The following is a 22,642-nucleotide window of genomic DNA, read 5'->3' on the forward strand; positions in this document are numbered from 1 at the left end:
GCCCAGGCACGCGGCCGATGCCACATGCGCAAGGTTTTTGTACTGTTTTGATGATTTTGCCGCCCGACAGTGCCGGATTGACGGATAATACGCGCCAATTCGCGCTCCGCCCGCCTGCCTTGCCGGCACCTGCCGGGCCTGCAGCGCACAAAACTCCAGCGCCAGTGGCGCCTACCTATGCCCGCACTACAACTGATTCCTGCCCAGCGCTCAGAACTGCGCTCCCGTGCCCATGCCCTGAACCCGGTCGTCATGGTTGGCGCCGAAGGCCTTACCGGCGCCGTGCTGGCCGAGATCGACCGCAGCCTGGCTGCGCACGACCTGATCAAGATCCGCGTGTTCGGCGACGACCGCGACGCCCGTATCGCAATCTACGAAGAAATCTGCGAAGCGCTGAGCGCCGCGCCGATCCAGCATATCGGCAAGCTGCTGGTGGTCTGGCGCCCGGGCGAAGCGCGCCTGAAGGAAAACCAGCCGGACAACCTGGGCCGCCATGCCCCGCCGGCCCGCCGCGGCGGCGCCGCGCCGCGCACGGTCACGGTCAAGAAACCCAGCGCCGCGCCGAATCGCCGCCCGACCCGCAAGGAAGTGACCGTACTGGGTAACGAGCGTGTCACCGCGGGCGGCAACGTCAAGCGCTCGCGCGCGCGGCCGACCAGCCAGAAGAAGAAAGCACTGGGCTGATTCGCCCATCCGGACATGCGGCCACCGCCCGGTGGCCGCCGGCCGCCCCGCCCCTGGGCCCCTACTCCCCCGCCGAACGCGGCGCCGAAGCGCGCCACACCAGCACCAGTGCCAGCAGGCTTTGCAGCAGGTAAAAAGCACTGGACACGCCGTGCAGCATGCCGAACTGCGACTTGTAAGGCGACTCCGAAACCCCCACTCCCAGCGCCAGCGCCTTGGCCTTCAGGCTGCCCATGAAGGGTTGCGTGCCGAAGTAGCCCACCAGCACGCAGCACAGCATGCCCAGCACCAGCCAGCGCAGTGCGCGGTAGCGGTTGGCGCCGCGCCGGATCATCACATTGCACAGCACCAGCTGCAGCACGCCGATGGTCACGCCTACGATGGCTTCGGTATGGAACAGGTGCCCGGCGATCATGCCGGCCATCTCACGGCTGGGCAGCACGGAAAACAAGGTCGGCGCCACCATGTAGCCGACCGTCCAGAGGCTGCCCGCCCAGACCACCGTCAGCAGCAGAAAGATGCGGTGCGGCAGCGGCGGCAGGCTGTTATAGGAGGAAGAGAACAAGCGGCCTCAGATATAGCGGACGGTAATGACTTCGTACTCGCGCTCACCGCCAGGGGCCAGCACGGTGGCGACGTCGCCCTCGAACTTGCCGATCAGCGCACGCGCGATCGGCGAGCTGACCGAGATCTTGCCGGTGTCGAGGTCGGCCTCGTCGTCGCCCACGATCTGGTAGCTGACCGGCTTGCCGGACTCCAGGTCTTCCAGGTCGACGGTCGCGCCAAAGACGATGCGGCCATCGGTGTCGAGCTGGGTCGGATCGATGACCTGGGCCGTGGACAGCTTCGACTCCACTTCGATGATGCGGCCTTCGATAAAGGCCTGCTTTTCCTTGGCGGCGTCGTATTCGGCGTTTTCAGAAAGGTCGCCCTGCGCACGCGCTTCGGAAATGGCAGTGATCACCGCCGGACGCTCGACAGCCTTGAGGCGCTGCAGCTCTTCCTTGAGCAGCTCGGCGCCACGCTTGGTAATCGGAATGGTGCTCATGTCTTCTTCAACAAAAAAATGAGCCGCAGCGGAGCTGGAGCCATCCCCGGCAATACACAGCCAGGGCACTTCCGCTCAACCGCGGCTTTCAGACAGGACCGAAGGGCCGCACACTGCTTGCACCGGTGCGCCAGGCCAATTCGATCGACGAATTTGACGTAGTTTAGGCCAGGAAGCCCGCCGGCATCAACACCGGCGGGCTTCCGGGCCCTGCCGACCCTTGACCGGACGCAAGCGCCCGGCGGGATGGCAATGTGCAGCGTGGCTTACGCCAGCGTGGCGTGCAGGCCTTGCAGGTCATAGACCTCGAGGCTCTGCATGTGCTTCAGGCCTTCCACCGCGGCGCTGGCGCCGGCGATGGTGGTGTAGTAAGGCACGCGGTTGGCCAGCGCCGAGGTACGGATCGAGCGCGAATCCGCGATCGCGCCGCGGGTCTCGTCCACCGTGGTGAACACCAGCGCCAGTTCGCCGTTCTTGATCATGTCAACAATGTGCGGACGGCCGTCCTTGACCTTGTTCACCACCTTGACCGGGATGCCGGCGGCTTCGATGGCCGAGGCGGTGCCGCGGGTGGCGACGATCGGGTAGCCCATGTCGTGCAGCATGCGGGCCACAGCAACGGCGCGCGGCTTGTCGCTGTCCTTTACGGTGATCAGCACGGTGCCCTTTTCCGGCAGGCGCGAACCCGCGGCCAGCTGGCTCTTGAACAGCGCTTCGCCGAAGGTCTTGCCCACGCCCATCACTTCGCCGGTGGAGCGCATTTCAGGTCCGAGGACCGGATCGACGCCCGGGAACTTGTTGAACGGGAACACTGCTTCCTTGACGCTGTAATACGGCGGCACCACCTCGTTGGTAATGCCCTGCTCGTCCAGCGACTGGCCGGCCATGCAGCGCGCGGCGATCTTGGCCAGCTGCATGCCGGTGGCCTTCGACACGTACGGCACGGTACGCGAGGCGCGCGGGTTCACTTCCAGCACGTACACGGTGTCGACACCGTTGTTCTGCTGGATGGCGAACTGCACGTTCATCAGGCCGACCACGTTCAGCGCCTTGGCCATCGCGGCGGTCTGGCGCTTCAGTTCAGCGACGGTCTCGGCCGACAGCGAGTACGGCGGCAGCGAGCAGGCGGAGTCGCCCGAGTGCACGCCAGCCTGCTCGATGTGCTCCATCACGCCGCCGATGAACACGCGCTTGCCATCGCTCAGGGCGTCGACATCGCACTCGATGGCGTCATTCAGGAAGCGGTCCAGCAGCACCGGGGAGTCGTTCGACACCTTGACGGCCTCGCGCATGTAGCGCTCGAGGTCGCGCGGCTCGTGCACGATTTCCATGGCGCGGCCGCCCAGCACGTAAGAGGGGCGAACCACCAGCGGGTAGCCGATTTCCTCGGCCAGGCGCAGCGCTTCGTCCTCGGCACGCGCGGTGCGGTTGGGCGGCTGGCGCAGGCCCAGTTCCTGCAGCAGCTTCTGGAAGCGCTCGCGGTCTTCCGCGGCGTCGATCATGTCGGGGCTGGTGCCGATGATGGGCACGCCATTGGCTTCCAGGTCCAGCGCCAGCTTCAGCGGGGTCTGGCCGCCGTACTGCACGATCACGCCGACCGGCTTCTCGATCGCGACGATCTCCAGCACGTCTTCCAGCGTCACCGGCTCGAAGTACAGGCGGTCCGAGGTGTCATAGTCGGTCGACACGGTTTCCGGGTTGCAGTTGACCATGATGGTCTCGTACCCGTCTTCGCGCAGCGCCAGCGCGGCGTGCACGCAGCAGTAGTCGAACTCGATGCCCTGGCCGATCCGGTTCGGGCCGCCGCCCAGCACCATGATCTTCTTCTTGTCGGTCGGCTGCGCCTCGCACTCGCCATGCTCGGCCTCGTAGGTCGAGTACATGTAGGCGGTGTTGGTGGCGAACTCGGCCGCGCAGGTGTCCACGCGCTTGTAGACCGGGCGCACGTTCTGGGCGATGCGCGCCTCGCGCACGGCCTTGGCGTCGGTCTTCAGCAGCCTGGCCAGGCGGCGGTCGGAGAAGCCCTTCTGCTTCAGGAAGCGCAGCTCGGCGGCCGACAGGCTGTCCAGCGTGCGCGCCTTGACCAGGTTTTCGGTCTTGACGATGTCTTCGATCTGGGCCAGGAACCAGGGGTCGATGTCGGTCTCGGCATAGACCTCTTCCAGCGACATGCCCAGGCGGAACGCGTCGCCCACGTACCAGATGCGGTCCGGGCCGGCTTCGCCGATTTCCTCGACCACTTCATCACGGTTCGACGACTTCTCGTCGAGGCCATCGACGCCGACTTCCAGGCCGCGCAGGGCCTTCTGGAACGATTCCTGGAAGGTACGGCCCATGGCCATCACCTCACCCACCGACTTCATCTGGGTGGTCAGGTGGCTGTCGGCCTGCGGGAATTTCTCGAACGCGAATCGCGGCACCTTGGTGACCACGTAGTCGATCGACGGCTCGAACGAGGCCGGGGTCGCGCCGCCGGTGATTTCGTTCTTCAGCTCGTCCAGCGTGTAGCCCACGGCCAGCTTGGCCGCAACCTTGGCGATCGGGAAGCCGGTGGCCTTGGAGGCCAGCGCCGACGAACGCGACACGCGCGGGTTCATCTCGATGACGATCATGCGACCGTCCTTCGGGTTGATCGAGAACTGCACGTTGGAGCCGCCGGTGTCGACGCCGATCTCGCGCAGCACCGCCAGCGAGGCATTGCGCAGGATCTGGTATTCCTTGTCGGTCAGGGTCTGGGCCGGAGCAACGGTGATCGAGTCGCCGGTGTGGATGCCCATCGGGTCCAGGTTCTCGATCGAGCAGATGATGATGCAGTTGTCCTGCTTGTCGCGGACCACTTCCATCTCATACTCTTTCCAGCCCAGCAGCGACTCTTCGATCAGCAGCTCGCGCGTCGGCGACAGGTCCAGGCCGCGCTTGCAGATCTCTTCGAATTCTTCGCGGTTGTAAGCGATGCCGCCGCCGGTACCGCCCAGCGTGAACGACGGGCGGATCACGATCGGGTAGCCGCCGGAGCCGGTTTCCTGCGCGATGCGCGACTGCACGGCCATGGCTTCGTCCATCGAGTGGGCGATGCCGGACTTGGCCGAACCCAGACCGATCTTGGTCATGGCGTCCTTGAACTTCTGGCGGTCCTCGGCCTTGTCGATGGCTTCCGGCGACGCGCCGATCAGCTCGACCTTGTACTTGTCCAGCACGCCGTGGCGGTGCAGGTCCAGCGCGCAGTTCAGCGCGGTCTGGCCGCCCATGGTCGGCAGGATCGCGTCAGGACGCTCCTTCTCGATAATGCGCTCGACCACTTCCCAGGTGATCGGCTCGATGTAGGTCACATCGGCCGTGTTGGGATCGGTCATGATGGTCGCCGGGTTCGAGTTGACCAGGATGACCTTGAAGCCTTCTTCGCGCAGGGCCTTGCAGGCCTGGGCGCCGGAGTAGTCGAACTCGCACGCCTGGCCGATGATGATGGGGCCCGCGCCGATGATCAGGATGCTCTTGATGTCTGTGCGTTTTGGCATTGCACGCTCTCTTTATGGGCCGGCCCGCTTGCATGCGGGCCGCGCCGGTAATCAGGGAATCCGTGGGGATTCGAAAATGTCAGTTTGTCCGCCGCTGCGGCTAGTTCATGGTGGCCGTCGCCAGCTTGGCGCCGAAGCCGATGAACATCGCGCCCACCCCGCTCGACATGCCCGCCGACAGGCGCCGGCGGCGCCGGAATGCATCGGCCAGCTTGGCGCCCACGAAAATGATCGTGGTCAGGTAGGCAAAGCTGCACAACTGGGCGACCACACCCAGCACGGAGAACGACAGCACCGGATAGCCGAAGGCCGGATCAACGAACTGGATGAAGAACGAGATGAAGAACAGGATCGCCTTCGGGTTCAGCAGGCTGATCAGCAACGCCTTGCGGAACGGGTCGGACTGGTCCGACTTGCCAACGGTCAACGTGGCGGCGGCATCGCCGCGCGCGGCCCAGTTGCGCACCGCGCCGCGCAGCATGCTGAAGCCGATCCACGCCAGGTAGGCCGCGCCGATGTACTTCACCACGTAGAACAGCGCCGGGCTGGCCTTCAGCAGCGAGGCCACGCCCGCCGCCGACAGCACCATCAGCACGAAGTCGCCCAGGAACACCCCGCACGCGCCCTTGTAGCCGGCGCGCACGCCGCGCTGCGCCGCCACCGACAGCACATACATCGAGTTCGGCCCCGGCAGCAGCACGATAAAGATCGTGCCGAGCAGGTAGGTCCAGAAATCGGTGATGCCGAAGGCGGTTTGCATAAAGGCGTTCATGGGATGTCCCTTGGTCCAGCGCTTTCCCGGTGCGCGCTTATTTGCGCGCGTCCGTCATGTGCTGGATGAAGCGGTCGAACAGATAAGCCACGTCGTTCGGGCCGGGCGAGGCTTCCGGGTGACCCTGGAAGCAGAACGCCGGCTTGTCGGTCAGCGCGAAGCCCTGCAGCGTGCCGTCGAACAGCGACACATGCGTCACGCGCGCGTTGGCGGGCAACGTGTCGGCATCGACCGCGAAACCGTGGTTCTGCGACGTGATCATCACACGGCCATCCTCCAGGTCCTTGACCGGGTGGTTGGCGCCGTGGTGGCCGGCCTTCATCTTCAGCGTCTTGGCGCCGACGGCCAGGGCCATGATCTGGTGGCCCAGGCAGATGCCGAAGGTCGGGATGCCGCGCTCGATGAACTCGCGCGTGGCGGTGATGGCGTAGTCGCACGGCTCGGGGTCGCCGGGGCCGTTGGACAGGAACACGCCGTCCGGATTCAGTGCCAGCGCGTCGGCGGCAGTCGCCTGTGCCGGCAGCACCGTCACCTTGCAGCCGCGCTCGGCCAGCATGCGCAGGATGTTGAACTTGACGCCGTAGTCATAGGCGACCACGTGGAACTGCGGCTTGTCCTGCTTGCCGTAGCCTTCGCCCAGCGCCCATTCGGACTGGGTCCACTCGTACGGTTCCTTGACCGAGACCACCTTGGCCAGGTCCATGCCGGCCAGGCCGGGGAACGAGCGGGCCAGGTCGATGGCCTTCTGCACGTTGTCCTCGCCAGCCAGGATGCAGCCGTTCTGGGCGCCCTTCTCGCGCAGGATGCGGGTCAGCTTGCGGGTATCGATGCCGGCGATCGCCACCACCTTTTCCTGCTTCAGGTAGTGCGCGAGGGTGTGTTCCTTGCGGAAATTGGAGGCCAGGATCGGCAGATCCTTGATGATCAGGCCGGCGGCATGGACTTTCGTGGCTTCGACATCCTCAGGATTGACACCGTAGTTGCCGATATGCGGGTACGTCAGCGTGACGATCTGCCGCGAATAGCTCGGGTCGGTGAGGATTTCCTGGTAACCGGTAATGGCGGTGTTGAACACCACTTCACCGATGGTATGGCCGGAAGCGCCAATGGAATAGCCACGAAAGACCGTGCCGTCTGCTAGCGCGAGAATGGCGGACGGAAAAGACGGTAACACGGGTAGGCTCCTGCTGGACTCACCCCGTGACCGACCAATCGACGCCTCGTGCCTCCCAGGCTGGATCCGTGACGTCGGCAGCGGCATTGCGCCGATGCGGTCGGATCCGGTCGCAACATGCTCTTTGCATCACATAAATTGTGGTTGGCAAAGGCGGCGCGGATGGGGGCGGCGGAAGGTGGAAAGCGGTTGGCGCTAGGGTGAAGGGTTCTGAAAGCGAAACTTTCGAATTATATCCCGCGCCACCCAATTTCTCAAGTTTTCAAGGACTTGCATCAACCGGGCGGCGCCTCGGGCAGCCGCGACAGCGGTGCCGGGGCGCCGGTCCGGTGGTGTGCCGCAGCCGTTACGCCTGCGGCGGCACAACCGCCGTGACCTCGATTTCGACCTTGGCGCGCGGCTCGACCAGGTCAGCCACTTCGACCGCGGTCATGGCCGGGAAGTGCCGGCCGATGATGGCGCGGTAATGTTCGCCGATCGCCCGATAGGCCGCGACGTATTCCGCCTTGTCCTTCACATACCAGGTCATCCGTGCGATATGTTCCGGCCGCGCGCCGCCGGCGGCCAGCACATCGACCACATTGCGCAGCGTTTGCGCCACCTGCATGCCGAAGTCATCGGTCTCGAACTCGCACTTGCCATTCCAGCCGATCTGGCCGCTGACAAAGATCAGGCGGCTGCCGGCATGCATTTCAGTCATCGTGCCGTTGGCGTAGCCACGCGGGGGCGCCCAGTCGGGCGGCTGCAGGATTTTCATGGTCATGTCCTGTTGCTCTCTGTATCAGTGGATTGAAAATTCAGTCATGGGTCGGGCGGTCACGCCGCGGTCACCAGATAGGCGGCCATGGCCTCACGCACCGCTTCTGGCAGCGGCTGCGGCGCGATCGAACCGGTGTCGACGCACACCAGCCGCTGCGTCACTTCCATGCGGGTATCGTCATGTGGGCCGGCAAAGCGGATCGCCAGCGTGAAGCTGGACTGTCCGAGCTTGAGCACGCGCAGCTCGCGCGTCAGCACCTCGCCGAGCCGGCTCGGCGCCAGGAAGCGGCACTCCAGCTCCGCGGTCGGCACGCCGGCCCGACCCTCGCCGTGCATGGCGTCGAAGGGCCAGCCCAGCGCCTCGCCGAACCAGTCTTCGATCAGGTCATTGAGCATCTCGAAATAGCGCGGGTAGAACACGATCCCGGCTGCATCGCAGTGCTTGAAACGCACCAGAACGGTGCTACGGAATACCGGGCTCATGATTTGCTCCCACCGTGGTTAGTGCCATCGCCCTGCTCCGCCATCTGGCGCAGCCGGAAGCGCTGCAGCTTGCCGGTCTCGGTGCGCGGCAGCGCCGGCACGAACTCGATGCGGCGAGGATACTTGTACGGCGCGATCTGGCGCTTGACGTAGTCCTGCAGTGCGGAGCGCGTGGCGTCGTCCGCCGGCACGCCTTCGCGCAACACCACGTAGGCCATGACCACCTGCCCGCGCCCGTCGTCGGGTGCGCCCACCACGCCGCATTCGGCCACGGACTCATGCTGCATCAGCGTGCTCTCCACCTCCGGGCCGGCGATGTTGTAGCCGGCCGAGATGATCATGTCGTCGGAGCGCGCCTGGTAAAAGTAATAGCCGTCTTCGTCGACCGTGAAGGTATCGCCCGGCAGGTTCCATCCGGCCTTGACGTAGTTGGCCTGGCGCGGGTCGTCCAGGTAGCGGCAGCCGGTGGGACCCTGCACCGCCAGCTTGCCGACCTGCCCCGGCGGCAGCGGCCGCATCTCGTCGTCGACAATCTGCGCGGCATAGCCAGGCACCACCTTGCCGATGGCACCGGGCTTCACTTCGGCGCCGGCACTGGAGATAAAGATGTGCATCATTTCCGTGCCGCCGATGCCGTCGGTCATCTCGATGCCGGTGGCGGCTTTCCAGCTTTGGCGGGTAGCGTCGGGCAGTGCCTCGCCCGCGGACACGCTTTTCCGCAGGCTGGAAATGTCGAAGCGCGGTGCCAGCGTCGCCATCTGCCGGTAGAAGGTGGGCGCGGTGAAGACGATGGTGGCGCGGAAGTCGTGGATCAGTTCCAGCAGCGTCTCCGGCGTCAGCTTCTCCGCCAGCACCGTGCTGGCACCGATGCGCAACGGGAAGCACAGCATGCCGCCCAGCCCGAAGGTGAAGGCGATCGGCGGCGTGCCGCAGAAGATATCGTCCGGCCCGGAGCGCAGCACGTGGCGCGGGAACAGGTCGCACATGGCCAGCACGTCGCGGTGGAAATGCACCGTACCCTTGGGCTGTCCGGTGGTGCCGCTGGTGAAGGCGATCAGGCAGATATCATCGCTGGCGGTGTCGCAGGCGTCGAAGCTGTCGGGCTTGCCCGCCATCGCGGCTTCGAGCGACCCCTCGCCGGTGCCGTTGAAATACATCGCGCGCGCCAGGCTAGGGCAATGGTGTTCGCCGCCGGCCCGCTGGTTGGCATCGAGGTCCTCGCGCAGCCGCGCATCGCAGAGCGCCGCGGTGACCTGCGCCTTGTCAACGATCTGCTTCAGTTCCTTGGCGCGCAGCAGCGGCATGCTCGGCACGGCGATCAGGCCGGCCTTGATGGTGGCGAGCCAGCTTGCCGCCATCATCAGGTTGTTGGGGCCGCGCAGCAGTACGCGGTTGCCGGGCACCAGCGCCATGTCCTCGACCAGCACGTGGGCGATGCGATTGACCAGCGCCGCCAGCTGCGCGTAGGTGACCGTCTCGATCTGGCCCGTCTGACCGTTGCGGTGGCGGATGGCGGCGCGCTCGCCGCGGCCTTCGCGCACATGGCGGTCGACCAGTTCCACCGCGCAATTCATCCGCGCCGGGTAGTCGGTATCGGCATTGAAGCGGAACACCGGCCACTGCTCGGGCGGCGGCAGGCGGTCGCGGGCGAAGGTATCGAGGTGGGCGGTGGTCGCCATGGCTTGTCTCCTGTCTGCTCTCGGTACGGCAGTTCCGGGGCTTGTGGCTCAGGCCTTCCGGCCGGCCAGCGTCTCGCGGGCGATGATCAGCTTCTGCACTTCGGTGGCGCCTTCATAGATGCGCAGCGAGCGGATCTCGCGGTACAGGCTTTCGACCCGCGTGCCGACCTTGACGCCGAGGCCGCCGAACATCTGCACCGCACGGTCGATGACCTGCTGCGCATTCTCGGTGGCGACCATTTTCGCCATTGCCGCTTCGCGCGTGGTGCGCTCTTTTCTGACGTCCCGCTGCCAGGCCGCGCGATAGGTCAGCAGCGCGGCCGCGTCGATGGCCGTGGCCATGTCGCCGATGGCGGCCTGCGTCAGCTGCAGGTCGGCAAGCACGCCGCCGAACATCGGCCGCTCGCACGCACGCGCCAACGCATCGTCCAGCGCGGCACGGCCGAAGCCCAATGCCGCCGCGGCTACGGAGGCACGGAAGATGTCGAGCGTCATCATCGCCACCTTGAAGCCCTGCCCCGCTTCCCCTAGCCGGTTGCCAACCGGCACGCGGCAGTTGTCGAAGCGCAGCGTGGCCAGCGGATGCGGCGCGATCACGTCGATGCGCTCGGCGATGGTGAGGCCTGGCGTGTCGGCATCGACCACGAAGGCCGAGATGCCGCGCGCGCCGGGCGCTTCGCCGGTGCGCACGAACACGCAATAGAAATCGGCAATGCCGCCGTTGGAAATCCAGGTCTTGGCACCGTCGATCACATAGTGCTTGCCATCTTCGGACAGCCGCGCGCTGCATTGCATCGCCGCGACATCGGACCCGGCCTCGGGCTCGGACAGCGCAAAGGCGGCGATGGCTTCCCCGCGCGCCACGCGCGGCAGGTATTGCGCGCGCAGCGCATCGCTGCCGGCAATGGAGATCGCACCCGAGCCTAGCCCCTGCATCGCGAAGGCAAAGTCGGCCAGGCCGTCGTGACGCGCCAGCGTTTCGCGCAGCAAGCACAGCGAGCGCGAATCCAGCGCGGGCAGCGCGCCGCCGTGCGCTGCCGGCACGCAATAGCGCAGCCAGCCCGCCTCACCCAGCTGGCGCACCAACGCACGGCACGCGGCGTCGGTGTCGCTGTGGTCGACATGCAGGTGTTGCCCGCACCACGCGTCGAGCTCGCGCTCCAGCGTGCGGTGCGCGTCGTCGAACAGCGGCAAATCGAGATAGGTCTTGTCTGACATCGCGGCTCCCTGGCTCAGTCGCCTTCGAACACCGGCTTCGATTTGGCCACGAAGGCCTCGTAGGCGCGGCGGAAATCGCGTGTCTGCATGCAGATGGCCTGCGCCTCGGCTTCGGCTTCGATGGCCTCGTCCAGCCCCATGTTCCATTCCTGGTGCAGCAGCTTCTTGGTCACGCCATGGGCGAATGTCGGCCCGGCGGCGAGCTGCGCGGCCAGTGCCTGCGCCTGTGCCAGCACGGCTTCCGACGGATGCAGCGCATTGAAGAAGCCCCACTGCAGCCCTTCCTCCGCGTTCATGGCGCGGCCGGTGTAGAGCAGTTCGCTGGCGCGCCCCTGCCCGATCACGCGCGGCAGCAGCGAGCAAGCACCCATGTCGGCGCCAGCCAGCCCCACGCGCACGAACAGGAATGCGGTCCTCGCCTGCGCCGTGCCCAGCCGCATGTCCGAGGCCAGCGCCATCATCGCGCCCGCGCCGGCACAGATGCCGTCGACCGCGCTGATCACCGGCTGCGGGCATGCGCGCATCGCCTTGACCAGGTCGCCGGTCATGCGCGTGAAATCGAGCAGCTCGGGCATGGTCATCTGCGTCAGCGGCCCGATGATTTCGTGCACGTCGCCGCCCGAGCAGAAGTTGCCGCCAGCGCCGGTGACCACGACCGCCTTGATGTCGCTGGCGTAGCAGAGCGCGCGAAACAGGTCGCGCAGCTCCGCATAGGAATCGAACGTCAGCGGGTTCTTGCGCTCAGGCCGGTTCAGCGTGATGGTGCCGACCTTGCCGTCGTCGGACACCGACCACAGGAAGTGCCGCGGCTCATAGCCGGCAAAGCTGCGCTTGTGATGGCGCATGTCGAGTGCGATTTCAGTCATGGTTCTCTCTCTGTCCTTGTCTTTGTCAGCCCGCCATCACTTCGCCGCCGGCCACCGGGATCGCCTGCCCCGTGATCGCGCCGGCGGACGGCTGGCACAGCCATGCCACGGCGTCGGCCACTTCCTCGGGCTGCACCAGTCGCCGCTGCGGGTTGCGCGCGGCCAGCTCGGCGCGCGCCTGGTCCTCGGTGCGGCCGGTCTTGCCGACGATATTGGCCACTGCGTCGCGCACGATATCGGTCTCGGTGTAGCCTGGGCAAACTGCGTTGACGGTGACGCCCTTGGGCGCGGTTTCCAGCGCCAGCGCGCGCGTAAGACCGATCACGCCGTGCTTGGCCGCGCAATACGCGCTGACATAGCCATAGCCGATCAGTCCCGCGGTACTGGCCACATTGACGATGCGGCCCCAGCCCGCTTCGAGCATCGCCGGCAGCGCTGCCTGCGTACACAGGAAGGTGCCGGTCAGGTTGACGTCGAGCATGCGCTGCCACAGCGCGGCATCGGTCTTCATGAACGGCGCGCTGTGCGCCTGCCCGGCGTTGTTGACCAGCATCGACACCGGGCCGGCGTGCTCCGTGGCCGCGGCAAAGGCGCGTGCCACGCTATCGGCATCGGCGATATCGGCTGTGACGAACGAGACCATGGCGCCCGCTGGCGCCTGCTCGCGCAGCGCCTGCACCGTCGATTGCAGCGTACCGGCATCGCGCCCCAGCAGCGTGACGCTGGCCCCGTCGGCCAGCAGCCGCCGCGCGATCGCGGCGCCAATGCCGCGCCCGCCGCCGGTGACCAGCGCGTGGCGTCCCGCCAGTGTTGCCGTGCCGGCCGTCATGCCTGCTTCTCCTGCGCCGCGGCGCGTTCGAGGTTGGTTTCCAGTTGCCGCTTGCCCGCCATGTACTGCTTGGGCCAGGCGATATCGCGGTAGCCGATGCGCGCGGCTTCCTGCAGCGTCCATGCCGGGTTGGCCAGGTGCGGGCGCGCGATCGCGCACAGGTCGGCGCGGCCGGCGGCGATGATCGAGTCGACGTGGTCGGCCTCGAAGATCGCGCCCACCGCGATGGTGGCGATGCCTACCTCGTTGCGGATGCGATCGGCGAACGGGGTCTGGTACATGCGACCGTACACCGGTGCCTGGTCCGGGCTGACCTGCCCAGACGAGCAGTCGATCATGTCCGCTCCGGCGGCCTTGAAGGCGCGGGCGATTTCAACGGCATCGTCAGGCGTGATGCCGCCTTCGACCCAGTCGTGCGCCGAGATGCGCACCGACATCGGCTTGTCCTGCGGCCACACCGCGCGCACGGCTTCGAACACTTCCAGCGGATAGCGCAGCCGCGCCGCCAGCGAGCCGCCATACTCGTCTTCACGCGTATTGGTCAGCGGCGAGATATAGCTCGACAGCAGGTAGCCGTGGGCGCAGTGCAGTTCGAGCCAGTCAAAGCCCGCTTCAGCCGCGCGCCGCGCGCTGGCCACGAAGTCGTCGCGCACGCGTTCCATGTCGGCGCGCGTCATCTCGCGCGGCGTCTGCGATTCGCCAGGCAAGTACGGCAATGGCGAGGCCGACATCACCGGCCAGTTGCCCTCCGGCAGCGGATGGTCCATCGCTTCCCAGCCCAGTTGTGTCGACCCCTTGCGGCCAGAATGGCCGATCTGCATGGCAATGCGCGCATCGCTGTTGGCGTGGACGAAGTCGACGACGCGCTTCCATGCGTCACGCTGCGCGTCATTCCACAAACCCGGGCAGCCCGGCGTGATGCGCGCATCGGGCGACACGCAAGTCATCTCCGCCACCACCATGCCGGCGCCGCCCAACGCACGCGAGCCCAGGTGCACCAGGTGGAAGTCGCCCGGCATGCCGTCGGCGCAGGAATACATCGCCATCGGCGACACCACCACGCGATTCTTCAGCGTGACGCCGCGCAGCCGGAACGGCGTGAACATCGGCGGCAGCGGCTCATGCTCGCGCAGTTGCAGGCTTTGCCGCGGCACCCCGGCCTCCTGCGCCAGCCAGTGTTCGAACTGGGCCACGTAATCGGCGTCACGCACGCGCAGGTTTTCGTGCGAGATACGCTGCGAGCGCGTCAGCAGCGAATAGGCGAACTGCTCTGGCGGCAGGCTGCCCGCGTAGCGTTCGACGTTTTCGAACCACTCGGTCGAATTGCGCGCCGCGTTCTGGATCTTCAGCACTTCTACGCCGCGCGTGGCTTCGTAACGCGCCAGCGCATCGGGCAGGCCGTCGTGGCCGCTGCCACGGATCTCTTCGGCCAGGTCAATCGCGTCTTCCAGCGCCAGCTTGGTACCGGAGCCGATCGAGAAATGCGCCGTGTGCGCGGCATCGCCCATCAGCACCACGGGCACGCGACGGCCGTCAGGCAAGGTATTCCAATGCACCCACTGGTGGCAGATCACGCGCGGGAACCGGATCCAGATCGCCGAGCCGCGCAGGTGCGAGGCATTGGAAATCAGCTTGTTGCCATCAAGGTAGCGCGCGAACAGCTTCTCGCAATATGCCACGCCCTCTTCCTGGCTCATCTCGTCGATGCCGGCGGCTTGCCAGACCGATTCGGGCGTCTCGACGATAAAGGTCGAGGTGTTGTCGTCAAAGCGGTAGGCATGCGCCTGGAACCAGCCGTGCTCGGTCTTCTCGAAGGCAAAGGTGAACGCGTCGAACAGCTTGTGCGTGCCAAGCCAGACGAAGCGGCACTGGCGCGTATCGATATCGGGCTGGAAGGTGTCGGCGTAGCGGGTGCGGATGCGGCTGTTGAGCCCGTCCGAGGCAATCACCAGGTCGGCCTGATATTGCATCGCCAGCGCCTGGTCGTCGGTGACATCGGTCTCGAACACCAGCCTGACGCCGAGCGCTTCGCAGCGCGCCTGCAGGATATTGAGCAGGCGCTTGCGGCCGATGCCGATAAAGCCGTGGCCGCCTGAGCGGATGGTGCGCCCGCCGATATGGATGTCGATATCGTCCCAGTGGTTGAAGGCGGCGTTGATCTCGGCGGCACTGACCGGATCGGCCTGCTTGAGGTTGTCCATGGTGGCGTCGGAGAACACCACGCCCCAGCCGAAGGTATCGTAGGGCCGGTTGCGCTCGACCACGATGACCTCGTTGGCGGGATCCTGCAATTTCATCAGCAGGCCGAAATACAATCCGGCCGGTCCGCCACCAATACAAAGCACTCGCATCTGTTGCCTCCTGCTGGGCCCGCGCCGGGCAATGCGGCCCGACGGCGTCACGATCTAGATCAGACCTAAATATTTTATGCTTCAAATATTAGACTGCATCACGAGCCAAGGCAAGCCCGCAGTGCGAAGTGTCCGGTTCGGCACCCGCACCGCCTGACGGCCGGTGTCAGTCCTTCAGCGCGGCCTGAACCTGCTCCAGCGCTGCCGGATCCTCGATCGTGGTCAGGTCGCCGGGATCCCGCCCTTCCGCCACCGCCTGCATCGCGCGCCGCAGCAACTTGCCGGAGCGTGTCTTCGGCAGCGCATTGACAAAGAATACGCGCGCCGGCCGCGCCACCGCGCCGAGCTGTTGCTCGACGGTCTTCATCAGTTCGCCCTCCAGCGCCAGCCGGTCCGCCTCCGTGGCGGTGCGCGCCGGGTCGCGCGCGATGCAGAAGCCCATCGCCACCTGGCCCTTGAGCGCGTCCTGCACGCCGACCACCGCCACTTCGGCAACGGCCGGGTTCGACGACAGGCTTTCCTCGATCTCGCGCGTCCCCAGCCGGTGGCCGGCGACATTGATCACGTCGTCGGTGCGCCCGAGGATAAAGACATAGCCGTCCTCGTCGCGTACGCCCCAGTCGAAGGTGGAATAGCATCGACGGTTGGGCACCGCCTGCCAGTAGGTGCGCACGAAGCGGTCGTCGTCACCCCACACCGTGCTCATGCAGCCCGGCGGCAGCGGCCCGTCGATGGCGACCACGCCCTTCTGGTTGGGCGGGCATTCCTCGCCGGTGTTTTCGTCGACGATCTTCAGGTCGTAGCCGTAGGCCGGCACCCCCGGCGAGCCGAGCTTGGGCGGCAGCGGCTCGATGCCGCGCTGGATCGCCAGGATCGGCCAGCCCGACTCGGTCTGCCAGTAGTTGTCGACCACCGGCTTGCCCAGGCCGTCCTGGATCCAGCGCGCGGTGGGCTCGTCCAGCGGCTCGCCAGCCAGGAACAGCAGGCGCAGGCTGGACAGGTCGTAGCGCGTCAGCCAGGCCGGGTCCTGCTTCTTCAGCACGCGGATCGCGGTGGGCGCGCTGAACATCAGGTTGACCCGGTACTGCTCGACCAGCCGCCACAGGATGCCGCCATCCGGGCGGATCGGCGTGCCTTCGTACATCAGCGTCGTCATGCCGGCCAGCAGCGGGCCGTAGACGATATAGCTGTGACCGACCACCCAGCCGATGTCGGAGGCCGTGAACATGGTGTCGCCCGGCTTGCCGCAGAAGATGTAGTCCATCGAGGTGGCCAGCGCCACCGCATAGCCGCCGGTATCGCGCTGCACGCCCTTGGGCTTGCCGGTGGTGCCGGAGGTGTAGAGCACATACGAGGGTTCGCTGGACTCCAGCCACACGCACGGCACCTGCGCGCCGGCCACGCGGTCGCGCCAGGTGGCGTAGTCCTCATCGCGGCCTTCCGTGCGCGGCATCTCGGCGAGCTGGCGATTGACCAGCAGCACCTTGTCCGGCTGGTGCGACGACAGCCGGATGGCCTCGTCCAGCAGCGGCTTGTACGGCACCACCTTGCCGGCGCGCGAGCCGGCGTCGGCGCTGATCACCACGCGCGGGCGGGCGTCGTCGATCCGGGCCGCCAGGCTGACCGAGGCAAAGCCGCCGAACACCACCGAATGGATCGCGCCGATGCGCGCGCAGGCCAGCATTGCAAACGCAGCCTGCGGGATCATCGGCATGTAGATCAGCACGCGGTCGCCCTTCTGCACACCCAGCCCCTGCAGGATCGCCGCCATGCGGTTGACCTCGTCGTGCAGCTCGGCATAGGTGTAGGTATGGGACTGGTCGACCTCGGTCGAGACCCAGTGCAGCGCCGGCTGGCCGGCTCGCGCGGCCAGGTGGCGGTCAACCGCGTTGTGGCACAGGTTGGTGCGCCCGCCCACGAACCAGCGCGTGAATGGCGCGCGGCTGTTGTCGAGCACCTGGTCGAACGGGGTTTCCCAGTCGATGCGCGCCGCCTGTTCGGCCCAGAACCCTTGCGGGTCGGCCAGCGAACGGGCATGCACGGCATGGCTTGCCGTCATGGCAGTCTCCTCCGCGTCTGCGGTCGTTGTGATGATGACGGTAGTTTGCCACCGGCGCGGGCCCGGGGGAAACGGGATTCGGAGGGGTGCAGCCCGTGGCCGGTGTCCGCGGCAGGCACAAAAAAAGAGGCGTGCCGCCGGCACGCCTCTTTGCTCTCAAACGCCGCGCTCAGCGCGTCTTGCCCTTGGCACTGGATTTGGCTGACGCCTTCACCACCGGGCCCGACCTGGCCTCGCGCGTCACCTTGGCCGGCGCCGCCTTGCCGCCGCGGCGCGGTGAGGCTTCGACCGTGATGCGCTTGCGTGGCTCGGCCTTGCCATGGCCTGCCTGTTTGCCCCCCTGCGCCGATACACGCACGATGCCGCCCTTGCTGCCACGCTCGGCACGATCCTCGCGCTCGGCCCGGTCGGCCTGTTCGGCGCGTGCCGCACGGACCGCGCCGGCGCCGCGCACGGGCACCATCAGCACCAGGCTCTGCCCGGCCACCAGCTTGGTGCCCGACAGCTTGTTCCAGGACTGCACCTGGCCCGGCGACACGCCATAGCGTCGGGCCACCGATGCCACCGTATCGCGCCGGGTGGCGCGCACCACCACGCGGCGGGCATCGGGCAGGTCAGGCTCCATCGCCAGCATGGCGTTGTCGGCCAGGCTTGCGCTGATGTCCTGGTCGTGGCGGCCCGAACGCGGAATCATCACGGTCGAGCCGGCCTTCAGGCGCATGCCCTTGGGAATGCTGTTGATCTCGCGCAGCGTGTCGGCATCGATATTGAGCCGCGCCGCCAGTGACTCGACGCGCTCGCGCCCGTCCACCGTGACCGCGGTCCAGCTCGACAGCCCGCCGCGGTAGGTGTTCAGGTTGTACTGGAAGCGCTCGGCATTGTCGAACGGCAGCAGGATCTGCGGGTTGGATGCGCCCAGGATCACCGGCCGGTTGAACGACGGGTTCAGCGCCTTGAACTCCTCCAGCGTCATGTCCGCCAGCTTGGCCGCCAGGTTCACGTCGATATCGCGCGAGGTGGTCACCGTGACGAAGTACGGGTGGTCCGGGATCTCGGGCAGCCTGACGCCGTACACCGCCGGGTTGGCGATGATGTTCTTGACCGCCTGCAGCTTCGGCACGTAGTAGCGCGTCTCGTTGGGCATGGTCAGGCTGGCGTAGTCGGTCGGCAGCCCGCGCGCCTGGTTGCGCGCGATCGCACGCGACACCGCGCCCTCGCCCCAGTTGTAGGCAGCCAGCGCCAGGTGCCAGTCGCCGAACATGTCATAGAGCCGCTGCAGGTAGTCGAGCGCGGCATCGGTCGAGGCCAGCACATCGCGGCGCTCGTCGCGGAACATGTTCTGCTTCAGGTTGTACGACTTGCCGGTGCTGGGGATGAACTGCCACATGCCGGCGGCCTTGGCGGTGGACTGGGCCTGCGGGTTGAACGCGCTCTCGACGAACGGCAGCAGCGCCAGCTCGGTCGGCATCTTGCGGCGCTCCAGTTCTTCGACGATGTGGTACAGGTAGCGGCTCGACCGCCCGACCATGCGCTCCATGTATTCCGGGCGCTGCGCATACCACTGCGTGCGGTCATCGACCAGCGTGCCCTCCAGGTCCTGCATGGCGAAGCCGCGCCGGATCCGGTCCCAGATATCGTTGGACGGGCCGCGCAGCCAGTCCAGGCCGCCCTGGTCGGCATTGATGGTGGTCGTGGAAGCCAGCGCCGATTTGTCGCTGAGCGAGTTGAGCGGATCCTGGCGCCTGGCGGTCTGGGCGGTCGCGCCGTTGGCATCGGCGTCAGGCGGCGTGGGGGTGCTGGCGCAGGCTGCAAGCAGCGCCGCACACGCAACTACCGCCAGTAATCGACCAATTTTCATTAAGTTCTCAAATCGTGACGCTAAAAGGTTGCGTGATGCTAAAAAAAACGGACTATCGCGTCAATCAGATTTTTCTAGGTAGCGGCCCGAAAGCCTTGACTCGTAAGGGTTTTCGGCAGGGCCTGCATTCAATTTAGCGGAAATTGTCCTTCCACCCACGCAACGCGCCAAATGCTTTTGCGTCGCTGTCGGTGGCACCGCCCTGCGCCGACACCGCGGCGCGCACCGCAGGCTCGCGCGAGCGCAGGAACGGGTTGACGTCGCGCTCGTGGGCGATGGTGGTCGGCAGCGTGGGCGTGTCGGCCGCGCGCAGCGCATCGACGCGCTGCTCCCACGCCGCCAGCGCGGCATTATCCGGCTCGACCGCCCGCGCGAAGCGCACGTTGCTGCGCGTGTACTCGTGGGCGCAGTAGACGCGCGTGTCGCCCGGCAGGCCCGCCAGCTTGTCCAGCGACGCCAGCATCTGGGCCGGCGACCCCTCGAACAGCCGCCCGCAGCCGCTGGCGAACAACGTGTCGCCGCAGAACACGGCGGGACCGGCCTCGCCCAGGTCGCCCACGTAGGCAATATGGCCGGCGGTATGTCCGGGCACGTCCAGCACCCGCAGCGTCACGGCCGGCTCGGCCAGCGTCACCTCGTCGCCCTCGCGCAGCGCCCGCGTGCGTCCGCCGATACGTTCACCCGCGGGCCCCAGCACCGGCATTGGTGCCCCCGAGGGCGTGCTCGGGTGCGCCGCCAGCAGGTCAGCAACACCGCCCTGGTGATCGCCGTGGTGATGGGTGATTACAATAGCGCCCAGAGCCAGCCCCCGCTGCGCCAGAAATTGCTCCACCGGCGCCGACTCGCCGGGATCGACCACGGCGGCGTGATGCCCGTCGTGAATGGCCCAGATATAGTTATCCTGGAACGCCGGGATCGGCTCAACCTTCAACATGCGCATGCTCCTATGTCCAATCGTCCCAATCGCCCACACGGCGAGTACGGCCAGCATGGCCTGAATGGCCCGATTGTAAGCTGGGAAGACTGGCTGGCCTCGCCGCCCGGCGAGTACATGCTGCGCTGGGAAGCGCAGCAGTACGACCGCACCGTGGCCGACATCTTCGGTTACCACGCCGTACAGCTGGGCATGCCATACGTCGATACCCTGCGCGAGAACCGGATGCCGTTCTCGGCGCTGGCGCTGGACCCGGCCAGCGGGCCGCACGGGCCGCGCGCGGCACATCCGGATGCGCGCCAGCTGCTGTGCCGCTTCGACGAACTGCCGTTCGACACACAGAGTGTCGACCTGCTGACACTGCCCCATATCCTGGAGTTTGCCGAAGACCCCCACGAAGTGCTGCGCGAAGTCTCGCGCGTGCTGATGCCCGAAGGGCGCGTGGTGGTCACCTGCTTCAACCCGATGAGCCTGTGGGGCGCGCGCCAGGGCATGAACAGGCTCGGCGCCACGCCCTTCCTGCCGACCGATGCCCAGCAGATCGGCTTCGTGCGCATCAAGGACTGGCTCAAGCTGCTCGGCTTCGATATCATCCGCGGCCGCTTCGGCTGCTATTGCCCGCCCTACCGCACCGAGCGCTGGCTGCAGCGCTCCGCCTTCATGGAAAAGGCCGGCGACCGCTGGTGGCCGATTTTCGGCGCGGTCTATATGATCTCGGCGATCAAGCGCGTGCGCAACGTGCGCCTGGTCGGCCCGGCCTGGAAGTCCAAGCCGGCGCTGGCACCGGTGGCATCGCCCGTGGCCACGCCCACCGGCACGCACGGCAAGACGCCGCGCGATGAACACTAAGCCGTAGCCACGGCGAAAAAACCCCTGCGCCGGCCGCGCTACGCGGCCGGCCCCCAACGGAATCCCATGGAAGAAGTCACGATCTACTCCGACGGCGCCTGCAAGGGCAACCCCGGCCGCGGCGGCTGGGGTGCGGTGCTTGTCGCCGGCACCAATGAAAAAGAACTGTTCGGCGGCGAGGCCAACACCACCAACAACCGCATGGAGATGACCGCGGTGATCGAAGCGCTGCGCGCGCTCAAGCGGCCCTGCACCGTGCGCGTCTACACCGACTCGCAATATGTACAGAAAGGCATCAGCGAATGGCTGCCCGGCTGGAAAGCGCGCGGCTGGAAGACCGCCGACAAGAAGCCGGTGAAGAACGCCGACCTGTGGCAGGAGCTCGAAGCGCTGACCCAGGGACACCAGATCTCCTGGCACTGGGTGCGCGGCCACAATGGCCATCCCGGCAACGAGCGCGCCGATGCGCTGGCCAACCGCGGCGTCGAATCGATCGGCCGCTGAACCGACGGACCCCAGTTTTTACCGGAGCCGGACTGCCGCTCCGCTAGAATGCCCGCCATGCGACAAATCGTTCTCGATACCGAAACCACCGGCCTGAATGCCGCCACCGGCGACCGCCTGATCGAAATCGGCTGCGTCGAGCTGCTTAACCGCCGCCTGACCGGGCGCCACCTGCACTTCTACGTCAACCCCGAGCGCGACATCGACGAGGGCGCGATCGCCGTGCACGGCATCACGGTCGAGTTCCTCGCGGACAAGCCCCGCTTTGCCGAGGTCGTCCACGAGATCCGCGAATTCGTCGCCGATGCCGAACTGATCATCCACAACGCGCAGTTCGACCTGGGCTTCCTCGACATGGAATTCCAGCTGCTGGGCATGCCGCCGTTCCGCCAGCATGTCGGCAACGTGATCGATACCCTGCGCGAAGCGCGGCAGATGTTCCCCGGCAAGCGCAACTCCCTTGACGCCCTGTGCGACCGGCTGGGGATCAGCAACGCGCATCGCACGCTGCACGGCGCATTGCTCGATGCCGAACTGCTGGCCGAGGTCTACCTGGCGATGACACGCGGCCAGGATTCGCTGGTGATCGACACGATGGACAGCAGCGCCGGCGCAGGCGGAGTCACCGCCACCGCCGACCTGTCCGGCCTGGTACTGCCCGTGCTGCGCGCCACCGAAGCAGAAATGGAGGCCCATTTCGACGTGCTCAAGGGCCTGGACAAGGCCAGCGGCGGCAAGACGGTATGGCAGGAAGTGACCGCCGAGGAAGCCGGCACGCTGGCTGCCTGACCAAAAAGTTTTGAAAAGGGCTTTACAAGATACAGAGGCCCCTGCATAATCTCATTTCTCCGCTGCACGACGGCAACGACGATGCAGAAAGGGGTGGTTAGCTCAGCGGTAGAGCACTGCCTTCACACGGCAGGGGTCACAGGTTCAATCCCTGTACCACCCACCAGCATTCAGAAAAAGCCAGCCTCGCGCTGGCTTTTTTCTTTTCCGCCTCCGCACCCACTTCTCCCTGGGGCGCAAACTGCACCCTCCACCCGGGCACCCATCGCAC

19 protein-coding genes and 1 tRNA gene are annotated in these 22,642 nt (G+C 66.5%); 5 read left to right on the forward strand and 15 right to left on the reverse strand.

What is annotated here, in order from left to right:
• Nucleotides 1–177: 177 nt before the first annotated feature.
• The gene (locus tag CTP10_RS10785) at nt 178–684 is read left to right on the forward strand and encodes a YhbY family RNA-binding protein (RefSeq protein WP_116321987.1); all 507 of its coding nucleotides are present in this window, start codon (nt 178–180) and stop codon (nt 682–684) included.
• A 61-nt stretch (nt 685–745) separates the two neighbouring features.
• On the opposite strand, the gene CTP10_RS10790 is transcribed toward CTP10_RS10785, so the two are convergent.
• The 15 genes from CTP10_RS10790 to gloB form a co-directional block, all read right to left on the reverse strand.
• Entirely contained in the window at nt 746–1,249 is a 504-nt protein-coding gene (locus tag CTP10_RS10790) for a DUF4149 domain-containing protein (protein ID WP_116321986.1), read from the reverse strand.
• Nucleotides 1,250–1,255: 6 nt separating this feature from the next.
• Nucleotides 1,256–1,732, reverse strand: a complete 477-nt coding sequence (gene greA / locus CTP10_RS10795; protein ID WP_116321985.1) for a transcription elongation factor GreA — start codon at nt 1,730–1,732, stop codon at nt 1,256–1,258.
• 266 nt (nt 1,733–1,998) lie between these two features.
• Nucleotides 1,999–5,247, reverse strand: coding sequence for a carbamoyl-phosphate synthase large subunit (gene carB, locus CTP10_RS10800; protein ID WP_116321984.1), 3,249 nt, complete (start codon nt 5,245–5,247; stop codon nt 1,999–2,001).
• Between the two features lie 100 nt (nt 5,248–5,347).
• On the reverse strand, nt 5,348–6,019 hold the full coding sequence (leuE, locus tag CTP10_RS10805; protein WP_116321983.1) for a leucine efflux protein LeuE: 672 nt from the start codon (nt 6,017–6,019) through the stop codon (nt 5,348–5,350).
• Nucleotides 6,020–6,056: 37 nt separating this feature from the next.
• Complete coding sequence (carA, locus tag CTP10_RS10810) at nt 6,057–7,193, reverse strand: glutamine-hydrolyzing carbamoyl-phosphate synthase small subunit (protein ID WP_116321982.1); 1,137 nt, start codon at nt 7,191–7,193, stop codon at nt 6,057–6,059.
• Nucleotides 7,194–7,539: 346 nt separating this feature from the next.
• On the reverse strand, nt 7,540–7,950 hold the full coding sequence (locus CTP10_RS10815; RefSeq protein WP_116322046.1) for a RidA family protein: 411 nt from the start codon (nt 7,948–7,950) through the stop codon (nt 7,540–7,542).
• Nucleotides 7,951–8,009: 59 nt separating this feature from the next.
• Nucleotides 8,010–8,435: an acyl-CoA thioesterase gene (locus CTP10_RS10820; RefSeq protein ID WP_116321981.1), complete on the reverse strand. Its 426-nt coding sequence runs from the start codon at nt 8,433–8,435 to the stop codon at nt 8,010–8,012.
• On the reverse strand, nt 8,432–10,114 hold the full coding sequence (locus tag CTP10_RS10825) for an AMP-binding protein (protein ID WP_116321980.1): 1,683 nt from the start codon (nt 10,112–10,114) through the stop codon (nt 8,432–8,434). The genes CTP10_RS10820 and CTP10_RS10825 overlap by 4 nt, the downstream gene beginning before the upstream one ends.
• 48 nt (nt 10,115–10,162) lie before the next feature.
• On the reverse strand, nt 10,163–11,332 hold the full coding sequence (locus tag CTP10_RS10830) for an acyl-CoA dehydrogenase family protein (RefSeq protein ID WP_116321979.1): 1,170 nt from the start codon (nt 11,330–11,332) through the stop codon (nt 10,163–10,165).
• 14 nt (nt 11,333–11,346) lie between these two features.
• Nucleotides 11,347–12,198 (reverse strand): enoyl-CoA hydratase family protein, encoded by an 852-nt coding sequence (locus tag CTP10_RS10835; RefSeq protein ID WP_116321978.1) that lies wholly within the window; start codon nt 12,196–12,198, stop codon nt 11,347–11,349.
• Between the two features lie 25 nt (nt 12,199–12,223).
• Nucleotides 12,224–13,027 (reverse strand): SDR family NAD(P)-dependent oxidoreductase, encoded by an 804-nt coding sequence (locus CTP10_RS10840; protein WP_116321977.1) that lies wholly within the window; start codon nt 13,025–13,027, stop codon nt 12,224–12,226.
• The gene (locus CTP10_RS10845) at nt 13,024–15,378 is read right to left on the reverse strand and encodes a bifunctional salicylyl-CoA 5-hydroxylase/oxidoreductase (RefSeq protein WP_116321976.1); all 2,355 of its coding nucleotides are present in this window, start codon (nt 15,376–15,378) and stop codon (nt 13,024–13,026) included. The genes CTP10_RS10840 and CTP10_RS10845 overlap by 4 nt, the downstream gene beginning before the upstream one ends.
• Nucleotides 15,379–15,544: 166 nt before the next feature.
• On the reverse strand, nt 15,545–17,470 hold the full coding sequence (locus tag CTP10_RS10850) for a propionate--CoA ligase (RefSeq protein WP_271815687.1): 1,926 nt from the start codon (nt 17,468–17,470) through the stop codon (nt 15,545–15,547).
• 136 nt (nt 17,471–17,606) lie between these two features.
• Nucleotides 17,607–19,295: a transglycosylase SLT domain-containing protein gene (locus CTP10_RS10855; protein WP_116321974.1), complete on the reverse strand. Its 1,689-nt coding sequence runs from the start codon at nt 19,293–19,295 to the stop codon at nt 17,607–17,609.
• Nucleotides 19,296–19,428: 133 nt separating this feature from the next.
• Complete coding sequence (gene gloB, locus CTP10_RS10860) at nt 19,429–20,229, reverse strand: hydroxyacylglutathione hydrolase (RefSeq protein WP_116321973.1); 801 nt, start codon at nt 20,227–20,229, stop codon at nt 19,429–19,431.
• Between the two features lie 12 nt (nt 20,230–20,241).
• Between gloB and CTP10_RS10865 the strand changes: the two genes are divergently transcribed.
• From CTP10_RS10865 to CTP10_RS10880, 4 genes are all read left to right on the forward strand, one after another.
• Nucleotides 20,242–21,078, forward strand: coding sequence for a methyltransferase domain-containing protein (locus CTP10_RS10865; protein WP_116321972.1), 837 nt, complete (start codon nt 20,242–20,244; stop codon nt 21,076–21,078).
• 66 nt (nt 21,079–21,144) lie between these two features.
• On the forward strand, nt 21,145–21,582 hold the full coding sequence (gene rnhA, locus CTP10_RS10870; RefSeq protein ID WP_116321971.1) for a ribonuclease HI: 438 nt from the start codon (nt 21,145–21,147) through the stop codon (nt 21,580–21,582).
• A gap of 57 nt (nt 21,583–21,639) precedes the next feature.
• On the forward strand, nt 21,640–22,371 hold the full coding sequence (dnaQ, locus tag CTP10_RS10875; protein ID WP_116322045.1) for a DNA polymerase III subunit epsilon: 732 nt from the start codon (nt 21,640–21,642) through the stop codon (nt 22,369–22,371).
• Between the two features lie 91 nt (nt 22,372–22,462).
• Nucleotides 22,463–22,537, forward strand: a tRNA-Val gene (locus CTP10_RS10880).
• Nucleotides 22,538–22,642: the final 105 nt, after the last annotated feature.

Origin of the sequence: Cupriavidus sp. P-10 (assembly GCF_003402535.2) — a bacterium.
In the GTDB taxonomy this organism is placed as follows: Bacteria; Pseudomonadota; Gammaproteobacteria; order Burkholderiales; family Burkholderiaceae; genus Cupriavidus.